This window comes from Xanthomonas sp. NCPPB 1068 (genome assembly GCF_041479385.2).
In the GTDB taxonomy this organism is placed as follows: domain Bacteria; phylum Pseudomonadota; class Gammaproteobacteria; order Xanthomonadales; family Xanthomonadaceae; genus Xanthomonas; species Xanthomonas cannabis.
The window spans coordinates 1,395,450-1,409,790 of the sequence record NZ_CM192986.1; the positions used below are offsets into that span (position 1 = coordinate 1,395,450).

8 protein-coding genes are annotated in these 14,341 nt (G+C 65.6%); 4 read left to right on the forward strand and 4 right to left on the reverse strand.

Annotation, left to right across the window (positions count from 1 at the left end):
- The first annotated feature begins 367 nt into the window (after positions 1 to 367).
- From ACCQ12_RS06020 to ACCQ12_RS06035, 4 genes are all read left to right on the forward strand, one after another.
- Positions 368 to 1,213 carry a transporter gene (locus ACCQ12_RS06020; protein ID WP_184369596.1) on the forward strand — a complete coding sequence of 282 codons (846 nt, stop codon included), beginning with the start codon at positions 368 to 370 and terminating at the stop codon, positions 1,211 to 1,213.
- A 146-nt stretch (positions 1,214 to 1,359) separates the two neighbouring features.
- Entirely contained in the window at positions 1,360 to 3,480 is a 2,121-nt protein-coding gene (locus tag ACCQ12_RS06025) for a prolyl oligopeptidase family serine peptidase (protein WP_372383168.1), read from the forward strand.
- A gap of 374 nt (positions 3,481 to 3,854) precedes the next feature.
- Positions 3,855 to 4,334, forward strand: coding sequence for a hypothetical protein (locus ACCQ12_RS06030; protein ID WP_047694236.1), 480 nt, complete (start codon positions 3,855 to 3,857; stop codon positions 4,332 to 4,334).
- 123 nt (positions 4,335 to 4,457) lie between these two features.
- Positions 4,458 to 5,183, forward strand: coding sequence for an AraC family transcriptional regulator (locus tag ACCQ12_RS06035; protein WP_039413302.1), 726 nt, complete (start codon positions 4,458 to 4,460; stop codon positions 5,181 to 5,183).
- Positions 5,184 to 6,360: 1,177 nt separating this feature from the next.
- On the opposite strand, the gene ACCQ12_RS06040 is transcribed toward ACCQ12_RS06035, so the two are convergent.
- From ACCQ12_RS06040 to gcvP, 4 genes are all read right to left on the reverse strand, one after another.
- Positions 6,361 to 8,469, reverse strand: coding sequence for a catalase (locus ACCQ12_RS06040; protein WP_372383169.1), 2,109 nt, complete (start codon positions 8,467 to 8,469; stop codon positions 6,361 to 6,363).
- 190 nt (positions 8,470 to 8,659) lie between these two features.
- Positions 8,660 to 9,514, reverse strand: a complete 855-nt coding sequence (locus ACCQ12_RS06045; protein WP_372383170.1) for an aldo/keto reductase — start codon at positions 9,512 to 9,514, stop codon at positions 8,660 to 8,662.
- 102 nt (positions 9,515 to 9,616) lie between these two features.
- Positions 9,617 to 11,287, reverse strand: coding sequence for a carboxylesterase/lipase family protein (locus ACCQ12_RS06050; protein ID WP_372383171.1), 1,671 nt, complete (start codon positions 11,285 to 11,287; stop codon positions 9,617 to 9,619).
- 147 nt (positions 11,288 to 11,434) lie between these two features.
- Positions 11,435 to 14,308, reverse strand: a complete 2,874-nt coding sequence (gcvP, locus tag ACCQ12_RS06055) for an aminomethyl-transferring glycine dehydrogenase (protein WP_372383172.1) — start codon at positions 14,306 to 14,308, stop codon at positions 11,435 to 11,437.
- Positions 14,309 to 14,341 lie beyond the last annotated feature (33 nt).

Here is a 14,341-nt window from a genome sequence, read left to right on the forward strand (position 1 = left end):
TTTGCGCCGACTTTATGCCGGGTCCAGCGCTCATGCATAGCGCCTTTATGCCGCCGCTGCGTATCGTGCCGTCTCCCGCACGGATGATGCGCCACCACTGCCGCAAGCCTGGATCGACCCCGCTGATCTCCGCGCCATAGGCCATCGCGCCGCCGCTGCTGCCGACAAAAACGTTAGCCCAATCACACTGCGCTCCTTTCAAGGCACGGTTGCGGCCGCTTTTTGTCTGGCGAGCTCGACAGTTCGATAGGATCGACCAGACGTCGCCGTTTGGGCGTCTGGTCGATCCACCTCTCCACGCGCATTCCCCCCACTCACTGCTGGCCTGTTGTGTCCTGGCCCAGCGCTCTGCCATGGAGTTACTGCAATGCCGACTGTTATTTCCGGTTCTTCTTCCCGCGCACGCCGCATCTCGCTGCTGACCATCGCCGTGGCCGGCATGCTGTGCGGCCTGGCCACTCAAGCGCAGGCGCAAGACGCCACCGAAGCGGCGCTCTGCACCGATCGGCCGACCAAGGCCAATTCCACCTGTACCGTGCCGACCGGCGCCTGGCAGCTGGAAACCGATATCGGCAGCTACACCCGCGACAGCCAGCCCGGCACACGCATCGAAACCTCGGTGTTTACCAATCCCACGCTCAAGTACGGCGTCAGCGACCGCATCGATCTGCAGCTCAACTGGGCGCCACAACTGCAGGTCAAGAGCACCGATCGCGCCACCGGCGCACGCAGCAGCCTGAGCGGCGGTGGCGACATCTATCTGCGCATGAAGGCGCGGTTCTACGAAAGCGACACCGCCACCGTGGCGGTACTGCCGTTCGTCAAGGCGCCGACCGCCCGCACCGGCCTGGGCAACGACGAGTGGGAAGGCGGCGTCGCTCTGCCGATCAACTTTGCGTTGCCCAACAGCTTCTCGTTGACCTTCGGCCCGGAGCTCGACTGGTTGGCCGACAGCGATGGCAGCGGCAAACACATCGCGGTGATCAATGCGATCAACCTGGCCCATCCGCTCACGCCGAAGCTGTCGATGGCGGTGGAGGTGTGGTCCTCGATCAACCGCGATCCTGCACAGACGGTCGAACAGTATTCGGCCGACATCGCCGCGGCGTATCTGCTCAACCCGCTGTTGCAACTGGACGTGGGCGCCAACTTCGGCCTCAACGACCGCACCCCGGACGCGCAGGTGTATGTGGGCATGTCGCACCGCTTCTGATGCGCTGCCGCCCGTGCCGCCCATAGGCGGCATGGGCAATGCGCACGACGGCGTGCCGCGCCACTTCACGCCGCATGACGTCCTGCCTTTGCGCGTGCGCCGCAGCAACGCCTACCATCGGCGTTTTGCCGTTGCGGGAATTATCGATGAAGCTGCGTCACGCCGTATTGCCCTTGTGTTTGCTGGCCGCCTTGCCAGACCTTGCCGCCGCGCGCGGTTTCGATGTGCGCGACATGGTGGCACTGGACCGGGTGTCCTCACCCACGCTCACGCCCGATGGCGGCAGCGTGCTGTTCGCCAAACGCCAGGCCAAGACCAGCAATGGCAAGCCGGCCACCAGCCTGTGGGTGCGCAATCTGCGCACGCGCGATCTGGCGCCACCCAAGCGGCTGACCCCGGAAGGCTGGAACGTCAACAGCCCGGCGTTGTCGCCCGATGGCAAGACGGTGTACTTCCTCAGCAGCAAGTCCGGCAGCCAGCAGCTCTATGCGCAGCCGATGGCCGGCGGTACCCCGCAGCAACTCACCGCCTTTGCGGTGGATGTGGACAGCTACAAGCTCTCGCCCGAGGGCAAGCGCATCGTCTTCAGTGCGGGCGTGTTCCAGGACTGCGGTTCGGACCTGGGCTGCACCAAGAAGCGGCTGGGCGAGCTCAAGAACAGCAAAGCCAGCGGCGTCGTGTACGACCAGCTGTTCGTGCGGCATTGGGACACCTGGAACGATGGCCGCCGCAATACCTTGTTCGTGGCCGACCTGCCAGCGGCAGGTGGCAAGGCCGTGGTCGGGGCGTCGGCCATCAGTGCCACGCTGGCCGGCGACGCGCCCTCCAAGCCGTTTGGCGGCAACGACGACTACACCTGGTCGCCCGATGGCAGCACCGTGGTGGCCAGTGTGCGCATCCCGCAGCCGCATGGCCCGGAAGCCGGCAAGAACGGCAAGGCGGCTGGCAAGCCCACCGGCAACGACGAGCCGTGGCAGACCAACTTCGATCTGTATCGCCTGGATGCCACCGGCAAGTCTGCACCGGTCAATCTCACCGCGGCCAATCCGGCCTGGGATGCCGGCCCGGTGTTCAGCGCCGACGGCAAGACGCTGTACCACCGCGCCATGAAGCGCCCGGGGTTCGAGGCCGATCGCTTCGGCCTGATGGCGATGGACGTGGCCAGCGGCAAGACGCGCGAGATCGCGCCGAAGTGGGATCGCTCCGCCGGTGAGATCGTCTTGAGCGAGGACGGTACCAGCCTGTACACCAGCGCTGACGAGCTCGGCGAGCACCCGTTGTTCAAGATCGACATCGCCACCGGCACCACGACCAAGCTGGTCGGCGAGGGCGCGGTGCACGCACCGACGCTGGCTGGAACCACGCTGGCGTTTACCCGCAACTCGCTCAAGAGCGGCGACCAAATCTTCGTGAGCGACCTGCAGGGCCAGGGTCTGCGTGCGATCAGCCAAAGCGCAGGCGAGCAGCTGCCCGACGTGCAGTTCGGCGACTACGAGCAGTTCCAGTTCAAGGGCTGGAACAACGACACCGTCTACGGCTACGTGGTCAAGCCGTACAACTATCAGGAAGGCAAGACCTACCCGGTGGCGTTCCTGATCCATGGCGGTCCGCAGGGCAGCTTCGGCAATGGCTGGAGCAACCGCTGGAATCCGCAGACCTACGCCGGCCAGGGCTACGCGGTGGTGATGATCGACTTCCACGGCTCCACCGGCTATGGCCAGGAATTCACCGATGCGATCAGCCAGCACTGGGGCGACCGCCCGCTGGAAGACCTGCAAAAGGGCTGGGCCGCCGCGCAGAAGCAGTACGGCTTCCTCAATGGTGACAAGGCGTGCGCGCTGGGCGCCAGCTACGGCGGCTACATGGTCTATTGGATGGCGGGCAACTGGAATCAGCCGTGGAAGTGCCTGGTCGACCACGACGGTGTGTTCGACAACCGCACCATGGGCTACGCCACCGAAGAACTATGGTTCAGCGAATGGGAAAACGGCGGCACGCCGTGGCAGAACCCCGCCGGCTACGAGAAGTTCAACCCGGTGCTGCACGTGGACAAGTGGAAGGTGCCGATGCTGGTGATCCACGGCCAGCAGGATTTCCGTATCCCGGTCGAACAGGGCCTGGCCGCATTCACCGCGCTGCAGCGCAAGGGTATCGACTCCAAGTTCCTGTATTTCCCGGACGAAAACCACTGGGTGCTCAAGCCGGACAACAGCATCCTGTGGCACGACACCGTCAACGGTTGGTTGAAGCAGCACATCGGGCAATAAGCCGGCGATACCGGCACGCCGCGCAATGCGGCGTGCCGGTCTTCATTGATAGGCACGCTGCAACGTTGGTTTACAAACAGCAGCGCGACACGTGTGCGCACGCAACCGCGACACATGCGGCTGCGTGCGCCGAGGTCGACCCGCAGCATGCAGCGATCGCTGCTACAGCTGCATTGCTGTCGGGTTCGCTTGCGGTCACACACGTTACGCCGAGACAAGCGCTGTCGAGTGCGCTTGCCGGCGCGCGCAAACCGTGTCGCGACGAAACGGCGGCTGATCGCGCACGGGCATCATCGCCCCGGCGTCATGTCGACGTGTCAAAATAGCGCTTCTTTAACTTTCCCAGTCCCTGCAGGATCGCAAGGATCTTCCGTATGCGCACGTTCGCCCGTCCCGCCCTGCTGGGGCTCGCCCTGATCTTCAGCCCTGCCTGGAGCGCCACGCCGCGGACGGCAGCTGGCGCACCTGCGCGTGTGCCGGCACCTGCGGCGCCCGTGGCCGCAGCGGAGGCGGCCGACAGCGAGCTGCTGGTGCCGCTGCCGGCAACACTGAAGTCGGGCATGAACTACCGCGCGTTCTCGCAGGCAATTGCCGAACAGGGCTGGCAGCCTGTGGATCCGCTTGCAGCCGACAGCTGCATGGCGGCGGGCGACTGCGAAATCGAATTTGTGGCACCGGCTGCCGGTGCGCGTCTGCGCGTGCAGGTGGGGTCGCAATCGGGTGCGGCCGTGGTGCAGAGCTGGGCGGCACGGCGCACGCCGGCCGATCGTCTGGGCGCGACCAGTGCTTCGCTCGACACCGCCAAGGCCGCTCCCGCTGCAGCCACGGCCACCGTGGCCGAAGAGCCGCGCTGACCTCCTGCAAGCCGTGCGGCCTGCGCGGCGTATCATGAAGCGGCGCGGCGATGCTGTTCGCCGAGATGGCTGCGTCGTTTTCTTGCTGCCGCGTCTTTCCTGCTCACGAGCCCACCGTCCTGCATGAAGAGCATCGATCCTGCCGATCTGGAAGCGTTGTTCGATGCCGTGCCGGACGTGCTGTTCTTCGTCAAGGATCGCGAGGGCCGCTATACCCACGTCAACCAGACCATGCTGCGGCGGCTTGGTCTGAAATCGCGCAAGGAGCTGATCGGCAAGCGCGTGGCCGAGGTGTACCCGAGCGGCCTGGGTGCCAACTACGCTAATCAGGATGAGCAGGTGCTGGCCGGCGAGGTGATCGACAACCTGCTGGAGCTGCACCTGTTCGCCAACCGCGAACCGGGTTGGTGTCTCACCTGCAAGCGCCCGCTGCTGGTGGATGGCAAGGTGCAGGGCATCATCGGCATCTCACGCGATCTCGGTCCGCAGGACGGGCACGAGTCGCAGTACGAAAAATTGCGGCTCGCACTGGCCTACCTCAACGCCAACTACGCGCAGAACGTGCGCATGCAGGCGCTGGTGGAAATCACCGGGTTTTCGATGTCCAAGCTGCAACGCTCGTTCCGCAAGGTGTTCCAGCTCACTCCGCAGCAGGTATTGGCCAAGTTGCGGCTGCAGATGGCCATGCATCTGCTGCACGGCGACAAGAGCCTGACCGAAATCGGCCACGCCTGCGGCTTCAGCGATCAAAGCGCCTTTGCGCGGCAATTCAAGCAGGCCGTGGGCATGACGCCGCGCGAGTATCGTGCGCTGGCGAATGCGCAACGGTTTGCTGTCGAAGCGGTGTAGAGCTGCAGACCACACGACTGCACCGCTGTGGAGTATGCGTGGCTAGTTCCAGCATCTCTCTTCCAATGTTCAACATCTAAACGATGGGTCGGTCGAGGGCGCGGTGCCCTCACCGCTTGCTGGACACGCCGTGAATCCGTCCGTGGAGGCTCGGTGGCGGCATCCATGCCGCCACACGGTCCCGCAATCGGCGAGGGCACCACGCCAGACAGTTGGCTAGTGCTTTTTTTGAAGAGCATCAAGGTCACCGCGCCGCCAGGCTGCTGGCCGCTGGTGGAGATCCTTGCCCATCGACCAACTCCACTGGTCCTTGCCCGCCCACCGTCGCGGGACCCTGAGCGGCATGGATGCCGCGCCGGAGCCTACATGGACGTACTTGCGGCGTGTCCCGCGATAGTGGGCGGGCAAGGGCCCTGCAGCAAAATGCAGAGGTGGCACTCCGCAGCTGGTCTTCCGCGCTGTCAACGTACCTTATGGCGATCAGCATCGGCGTTCTGGTCTTGCTGGTTCAGTCAAACGCTGAGTCGGTCGAGGGCGCGGTGCCCTCACCGCTCGCGGGACACGCCGTGAATCCGTCCGTGGAGGCTCGGTGGCGGCATCCACGCCGCCACACGGTCCCGCAATCGGCGAGGGCACCGCACCAGACAGTGTGCTGGCGACGTCGTTGAAGGACGAAAGCACCGCACCGGACAGTTGGCTGATGGTTTTGTTGAAGAGCGAAGAAGCCACGCCACGCGCCTTGCCGATTGCTTATCAAAGCGCTGCGCATCAACTAAACACCGCGCACCGACCATCTCCACTGGTCCTTGCCCGCCCACCGTCGCGGGACCCTTGGCGGCATGGATGCCGCCACGGAGCTACATGGACGTACTTGCAGCGTGTCCTGCGATGGTGGGCGGGCAAGGGCCCTGCAGCAAAATGCAGAGGTGGCACTCCGCAGCTGATCTTCCGCGCTGTCAACGTACTCCATGGCGATCAGCATCAGCATCAGCGTCTTGCAGGTTCAGCCAAATGCGGCGTCGATCGAGGGCGCGGTGGCCTTGACCCATGCAATCAACAGCAAGCTCAACGCCTCCGGCGATGCATCTTCATCGCTGCCTTGCGGAAACAACTTGGGCGCGAAACGGCTACTGGAAAGCCGCCCGCGCCCAAGCCTGCATCTGCCAACCAGCCGCGATTACGCCAGCATGCGCACCTTCGGCTCGCGTGCCCACTGGCGGGTCTTTGCCGCCGCGATGAAGGCCTTGGTATCGGCGGCAGAAACGATGCCCGCGTCCTTGCCGACGTTGCCGGCCTTGAGCAGCAGTTGCGCACCGTCGTCGAAGGCGATCGCCTTCAGATGCGCCCAGGCGTTGCTGACGAAATCCAGCGCCGCCGATTCGTTGGTCAATGCCTTGGCCGCTTCCGACGACAGCAATACCGCCACCGCATCGAAGATGATCGACGGGGTGCCGGCCAGCTGGCCATCGGCCGCCAGTTGCTTGCCATCGCTGAGCCTGGCGCCCCCCAGTTTGGGTGCCACGATCTTGACCGTGGCGCCGGCCGCTTCCGCCGCCTTGCGCACTGCCTTGATCGCGGCAGCATCCGAGCCGTCGTGGATCAGGATGCCGACCGTGCGGCCTTGCAGGGTGTCCTTCATCTTGCCGATCAGCTGCAACGCCGGCGACAACGGCATATCGGTGGGCGCAACGGCCGCTGGCGGCGCGGGTGGCAGCGTGGTCATGCCCATGCCGTCGGCCACGCGCTTGGCCAGGCTTTCATCGATGTGGCGCAGATGGCCGACAACGGCCTCGCGCACGTGCGCGGTTTCGACCTTGGACAGTTCAAATACCAGCGCCGATGCCAGGTGTGCCTGCTCCGGTGCGGTCTGGCTGCGGAAGAACATGCGCGCCTGGCTGTAATGGTCGGCAAAGCTGTCCGCACGCACGCGGCCCTTGACGCCATCCTCGGCGGGCGTGGCATGGCTGGGGAATCCACGCAGCGCCTCGCGCGGCGCATCTGCCTGCAGCGAGCTCGGTTCATAGGCCACGCGTCCCTTCGGCACGCCCATCTGCATGTGGCCATCGCGTTGGTTGTTGGCGAACGGGCACTTGGGTGCGTTGATCGGAATCTGGTGGAAATTCGGCCCGCCCAGACGGCTGAGCTGGGTGTCCAGATACGAGAACAGACGCCCCTGCAGCAGCGGATCGTTGCTGAAGTCGATGCCGGGCACGATGTTGGCCGGGCAATATGCCACCTGCTCGGTCTCGGCAAAGAAGTTGTCCGGCCAGCGGTCCAACACCATGCGCCCGACGATCTGCAGCGGCACCAGTTCTTCCGGAATGACCTTGGTCGAATCCAGGTGGTCGAACGGGAATGCCTCGGCCTCGGCCTCGGTGAACAGCTGCACGCCCAATTCCCATTCCGGGAAGTCGCCGTTCTGGATCGCTTCGAACAGGTCGCGGCGCTGGAAGTCCGGGTCGGCGCCGGCGATCTTCACCGCCTCGTCCCAGATGGTCGATTGCAGGCCAAGCTTGGGACGCCAATGGAATTTGACGAAGGTGCTTTCGCCCTTCTCATTGAGGAAGCGGAAGCTGTGAATGCCGAAGCCTTCGATCATGCGCAGCGAACGCGGAATGGTGCGGTCGCTCATCGCCCACATGATCATGTGCATGGATTCGGGCGTGAGCGAGACAAAATCCCAGAACGTGTCGTGCGCGCTGGCGGCCTGCGGAAAGCCACGGTCAGGCTCCATCTTTACTGCATGGATCAGGTCCGGGAACTTCATCGCATCCTGGATGAAGAACACCGGGATGTTGTTGCCGACCAGATCCCAGTTGCCCTCCTTGGTGTAGAACTTCACTGCGAACCCACGCACGTCGCGGGGCGTGTCCACCGAGCCGGCGCCACCTGCCACGGTGGAAAAGCGCGTGAACAGCGGGGTTTTTTCGCCGAGCTCGGTGAAGATCTTGGCCGTGGTGTACTGGCTCAACGATTTGGTCAGCTCGAAATAGCCATGCGCCGCGCTGCCGCGCGCATGCACGATGCGCTCAGGAATACGCTCGTGATCGAAGTGGGTGATCTTCTCGCGCAGGATGAAGTCTTCCAGCAACGTCGGCCCGCGCGGCGTGGCGCGGAGCGAGTTCTGGTTGTCGCCGACCGGGATACCTTGATTGGTGGTCAGTTGCGGATGCGAGCCGCCGGCCTTTTGATGCAGTTCGTCGCCGCGACCGCGCGACACATCGGCGGTGGCGCTTGCGGTAGCGGCGGCAGGAATCTGCGCGGGTTTACTGGGGGACTTGGCCATGGGACTCCACTCTGGCGAGCTGATTGCGGGCTGAGCCACAGAGCGTGCGAGTGGCGCTGTTAACTGCATGTGTCTGCTTGAGAACGAATACTCACATCTGCGCAGAACCCTGCAGCGCGTCGCAGCGCTTTGTTGCGCGCGTCACGTCAGTGGGCACATGCACCGAATGATGTGCATGCGCAGGCCGGTGTTACAGCAGATCCAGCGGCTGCTTGCGCGTTGGCGCAGGGAAACTGCGGTCCAGCTCGGCAAGATCGTCGTCATCCAGCTGCAACGCACAGGCGGCGGCGTTCGCGCGCACATGCTCCGGCGTGCCCGACTCGGGAATGGCGATGACCTTGCCGCTGCGAATCGCCCACGCCAGTGCGACGGCAGTGGCCGCCACGCCGCGTCGCGCACCGATGGCCTGCAAGGTTGGGTGGCCGAGCAGGGCGCGGCTACCCAACGGCGAGTACGCCATCACTGTCACCTGATGGTCGGCGCACCACGGCAGCAGATCGAATTCGATGCCACGGCTGCCGGCGTGGTACAGCACCTGATTGACCAGGCAGCGTTGTCCGCCATCGATGGACCACAGTTCTTCCATGTCATCGACATCGAAGTTGGATACGCCCCAGTCGCGGATCTTGCCGGCATCGCGCAAGGCTTCGAACGCATCGACCACCTCGGCCAGCGCGCTGCCGCCGCGCCAATGCAGCAGGTACAGGTCCAGCGTGCGCACACCCAGCCGCTGCAGGCTGGCCTCGCAGGCGCGCGCAATACCGCGCGCGCTGGCATTGCCGGGCAACACCTTCGACACCAGATACGGCGGCTGCCTGCTGTCGATGGCCTGGCCGATCAGCTGCTCCGAGCGGCCATTGCCGTACATCTCGGCGGTATCGATCAGCCGCATGCCCAACTGCTGGCCAACCTGCAGCGCATCGATCTCCTGCTGCGACGGATGCCGGCCCTGGCCCAGATTCCACGAGCCCAGCCCGAGTGCCGGTACCTCGCGCCCATGACGCAGGCGCAACTGGGGACAGGAGGGTGACGGGGCGATGGACATGGATGGCTCCTCTGCGGTGATGGCGGTTGGTCGTGTGTCCCGTGCGACGGGCGACGTGCATGCACGGTTGCGGGCGCCTGCCGGCATCCCGCGGCAGCGGTCCTATCGTTGAGCAGCGTGCGTTACGTCGGGCTGATGCTGTTGCGAAGGCGATGGGACGTTTGCCGTGGCAGCGCGCGCCTGTGCGTCCCAAAAGCCACAGCGGTGCCGTTGCATGAAGTCCGGCGTTGCGCCGATCCGGGCGGGCGACAAGGTCAGCGGTGTCTGGCCAGCGAATCGCGGCCACCGCGGGCGTCCGTTCCCGTTCGGATCGCCGGTACGCGCGAACGCGCCCCAGTAGTCCTGCAACGTGTCGGAGAACGCCTGCTGCGCCGGACTGAACTGCGGATCGCCGCTGAGCACCCATGGGCGCTGAAACAGATACACCAGCTCGGAGGCGTGAAAGGCGCCCAACGTCGGCGAGAACGGCAGGCGCAGCAGCCCGTACGGCGCCTGCGAGTCATCGAACTCGTATGCGTACACCGGGGCATGCGTGCGCAATGCCTGGCCCAGCCGGCGCGTCGGACAGGCGAAACCGCCGTCGGTGACGATGTCGGCAAACGCCTCCCAGCGCGAATGCGTGGCGACATCGGCGTACTGCGCCATGATCGGCGCCGCAGACGCGTGCATGCGTTGGATGCGTGCCTCGTAGCCACTGCGCGAGGTGAGCTTGCCAAGGTAGGACAGCAGCTGCGCAAACAGGCGTCCCTCATCGCGGTTATTGCCGATCAGTACCGGCACCTGTGCGTGTTGCGCGCTTGCGATCGCCTGTGCAGGTGGTAGCGGCAGCACATCGCCGCCGGCCATCGGCGCCCACGCATCGCGCCCGGTCAGGCCGCGTCGCTGCGGCGTTGCATCGGCCAATGCATCGGCCGGAAGCGCGCGCAGGCATGCTGCAACATCGGCCGTGTGCGTGCAGCCAAGCGCCTGCGCCATGCGCACACCGCCGTGTTCGGCTTCATCGCGGGTCACGCTGGAATCGGCGGCCAGGCAGCTGCCGCTTTGCAGGATGGCACGCTGGAACAGCCCTTTGGCCGTTGGCGAAGTGAGCTGATAACAGATGCTCCATGCGCCGGCGGATTCGCCGAACACGCTGACGTTGTGCGCATCGCCGCCGAACCCGGCGATATTGCGTTGTACCCAGCGCAGCGCGGCCTGCTGGTCGAGCAGCGCATACGCGCCTTCGCCCTCGCCACGCAGACCAGGGTGCGCAAGAAAGCCGAACACGCCCAGCCGGTAGTTGGGCGCCACCACGATGACATCCTGGCGCGCCGCCAGTGCGCTCAGGTCGTAATCCGCATTGCTGCCCAGCTCCAGCGCACCGCCATAGATCCATACCATCACCGCGCGTGGATGCGCGGGGGCCGGGCCGGGCGGGGCATAGATGTTCAGCGTGAGGCAGTCCTCGGAGACATGCGTGCGTCCGATGCGATAGCGCGGCAAGCAAGCGGGCCCTGCGTGCGTGGCATCGCGCACGTCCTTCCAGGCCGGCACCGGTTGTGGCGCGCGAAAGCGCAATGCGCCCACCGGCGGCGCTGCGAACGGTATGCCCAGGAAGACCTTGCCGTGCGCGCTGGTCACACCGCGCACCGGCCCGGCGTCGGTCTGCACCACCGCCGCACGCGCATCGTGCGCCTGCACCAGTGCCGGCACCTCGCCGGGACGACGCGGCGCGCAGCCGCTCAACATGCAGGCGGCCAGCAGCACGGCGCCGAGATGTTTCAGTTCAAGCATGTGCGAGGCTCTGCCAGTGCGGTAAGGACGTCCGCCATCATCCCGACTGCACGTGTAGGCCAGGCAAATGAACGACGCGCCTTGCGCGCAATGAAAAACCCAGCCGTTTCCGGCTGGGTTTTTTGTTTACAGCATGCGTGGCGCTACTCAGGCTTCGGCGTCTTCCTTGTACGCGTCCACCGGGATGCAGGCGCACATCACGTTCTTGTCGCCATAGACGTTGTCCACGCGCGCCACCGGCGGCCAGTACTTCTGGTGCTTCAGGCTGGGCAGCGGGAAGGCGGCCAGTTCGCGCGGGTAGGCATGGGCCCACTCGCTGGCCGAGACCTGCGTGGCAGTGTGCGGGGCGTGCTTGAGCGGGTTGTCCTCGCGGTCCAGGCGGCCGTCCTCGATGGCGCGGATCTCTTCGCGGATCTGGATCATCGCGTCGATGAAGCGGTCCAGCTCATGCTGCGATTCGCTTTCGGTGGGTTCCACCATCAGCGTGCCGGCGACCGGGAAGCTCAAGGTCGGTGCGTGGAAGCCGAAGTCGATCAACCGCTTGGCGATGTCTTCGGCGCCGATGCCGCTGGTCTTCTCCAACGGGCGCACGTCGAGGATGCATTCATGCGCCACCAGCCCGTTGCGGCCGGTGTACAGCGTCTTGTAGTGCGGGGCCAGGCGCTTGGCGATGTAGTTGGCATTGAGCAGGGCCACCTGCGTGGCCTTGCGCAGGCCGGCGCGGCCCATCATGGTCACGTACATCCAGCTGATCGGCAGGATGGAGGCAGAGCCATAGCTGGCCGCGCTGACCATGCCGACATCGCCTTCGCCGCCCAGCGTTCTCGGTAGGAACGGCGCCAGATGCGATTTGACCGCACACGGGCCCACGCCCGGGCCGCCGCCGCCGTGCGGAATGCAGAAGGTCTTGTGCAGGTTCAGGTGCGACACGTCCGAGCCCCACTTGCCGGGCTTGGCCACGCCAACCAGCGCGTTCATGTTGGCGCCGTCGGTGTAGACCTGGCCGCCATGCGCATGCACGGCTTCGCAGATCGCCACCACGTCTTCTTCGAACACGCCGTGGGTGGACGGGTAGGTGATCATCAGCGCAGCCAGGCGGTCGGAATATTTCTCCGCCTTGGCGCGGATGTCTTCGACATCGACGTTGCCGTTGGCATCGCACTTGGTGACCACCACGGTCATGCCGCACATCTGTGCGGAGGCCGGGTTGGTACCGTGTGCGGACTCCGGGATCAGGCAGATGTCGCGATGCGCCTCGCCGCGCGCGCGGTGATAGGCACGGATCGCCAGCAGGCCGGCGTACTCGCCCTGCGCGCCGGAATTGGGCTGCAGGCTCACCGCGTCGTAGCCGGTGCATTCGACCAGCATCGCTTCCAGCTCGTCGATCAGCTGCGCGTACCCGGCCGACTGTTCGGCCGGGGCCAGCGGATGGATCGCGCCGAACTCCGGCCAGGTCACCGGGATCATTTCGGCGGTGGCGTTGAGCTTCATGGTGCAGCTGCCCAGCGGGATCATGGTGCGATCCATCGCCAGGTCCTTGTCGGCCAGCGAACGCATGTAGCGCAGCAGTTCGTGCTCGCTATGGTGGGTGTTGAACACCGGGTGGGTCAGGAACGGCGTCGTGCGCAGCAGGCCTTGCGGCAGGGCATCGGCGGTGGCGGCATCCAGCGCGTCCACATCGGCCGTGGCACCGAACAGCTGCGCCAGCGCGACCACGTCGGCGCGCGTGGTGGTTTCGTCCAGGCTGATGCCGACCGCCTCGCTGTCGATGGCGCGCAGGTTGATGCCGGCCGCACGCGCGCGAGCGTGGATGGCATCGGCATCGATTGCCTTGACGTGCAGGGTGTCGAAGAAATGCTCGCCCACGGTGACGCCGGCGCTGCGCAGTGCGGCCGCCAGGATCGCCGCCAGGCGATGGGTGCGGCGCGCGATGCGGGTCAGGCCATCGGGGCCGTGGTAGACCGCGTACATCGACGCCATCACCGCCAGCAGCACCTGCGCGGTGCAGATGTTGGAGGTGGCCTTCTCGCGGCGGATATGTTGCTCGCGGGTCTGCAGGGTCAAGCGATACGCCGGGTTGCCGGCGGCATCGATCGACACGCCGATCAGGCGGCCCGGCATCGAACGCTTGTAGGCATCGCGGCAGGCCATGAAGGCCGCATGCGGGCCACCAAAGCCGAACGGCACACCAAAGCGCTGCGAATTGCCGACCACGATGTCCGCGCCCCATTCGCCGGGGGCGGCAATCAGGGTCAGTGCGAGCAGGTCGGTGGCCACCGCGACCAGGCCGCCCTGCGCATGTACCGCCTCGGCCAGCGCGGCGTGATCGCCGATATGCCCGAAGCTGTCCGGGTACTGCAGCAGCACGCCGAAGCATTCGGCCTGCAGCGCTTCTTCCGGCGTACCCACGCGCAGCACGATGCCCAGCGGCTCGGCGCGCGTGCGCAGCAGTTCCTGCGTCTGCGGGTGCACTGCGTCGTGCACGAAGAAGATGTCGGACTTCGATTTGGCCGAGCGCTTGGCTAGCGTCATCGCTTCGGCCGCGGCGGTGGCTTCGTCCAGCAGCGAGGCGTTGGCGATCTGCATGCCGGTCAGATCCGCGCACAGGGTCTGGAAGTTGATCAGCGCTTCCATGCGGCCCTGTGAGATCTCCGCCTGATACGGCGTGTAGGCGGTGTACCAGGCCGGGTTTTCCAGGATGTTGCGCAGGATCACCTTCGGCGTATGGGTGCCGTAATAGCCCTGGCCGATGAAGGTGCGCTGCACCTGGTTCTTGCCGGCGATGGCGCGGATCTTGGCCAGCGCTTCTTCTTCGGTGATGGCATCGGGCAGCGCCAGCGCGGCCGGCGACTTGATGTTGCCCGGCACGATGGCGTCGGTGAGCGCATCCAGCGAGGCGTGGCCGACCACCTCGAGCATCTGCGCGATTTCCGCGTCGTTGGGGCCGATATGGCGTTCGACGAACGCGCCGTGGTGTTCGAGGTCGCGCAAGGAAGACGGGGTCTGGGACATGGCGGGCATCCGGGGCAGGGGGCAGACGAATGGTCGACGCGT

Coding starts and splice junctions, on each gene's coding strand:
- ACCQ12_RS06020 (WP_184369596.1), top strand. CDS start 368: ATGCCGACTGTTATTTCCGGTTCTTCTTCCCGCGCACGCCGCATCTCG.
- ACCQ12_RS06025 (WP_372383168.1), top strand. CDS start 1,360: ATGAAGCTGCGTCACGCCGTATTGCCCTTGTGTTTGCTGGCCGCCTTG.
- ACCQ12_RS06030 (WP_047694236.1), top strand. CDS start 3,855: ATGCGCACGTTCGCCCGTCCCGCCCTGCTGGGGCTCGCCCTGATCTTC.
- ACCQ12_RS06035 (WP_039413302.1), top strand. CDS start 4,458: ATGAAGAGCATCGATCCTGCCGATCTGGAAGCGTTGTTCGATGCCGTG.
- ACCQ12_RS06040 (WP_372383169.1), bottom strand. CDS start 8,469: ATGGCCAAGTCCCCCAGTAAACCCGCGCAGATTCCTGCCGCCGCTACC.
- ACCQ12_RS06045 (WP_372383170.1), bottom strand. CDS start 9,514: ATGTCCATCGCCCCGTCACCCTCCTGTCCCCAGTTGCGCCTGCGTCAT.
- ACCQ12_RS06050 (WP_372383171.1), bottom strand. CDS start 11,287: ATGCTTGAACTGAAACATCTCGGCGCCGTGCTGCTGGCCGCCTGCATG.
- gcvP (WP_372383172.1), bottom strand. CDS start 14,308: ATGCCCGCCATGTCCCAGACCCCGTCTTCCTTGCGCGACCTCGAACAC.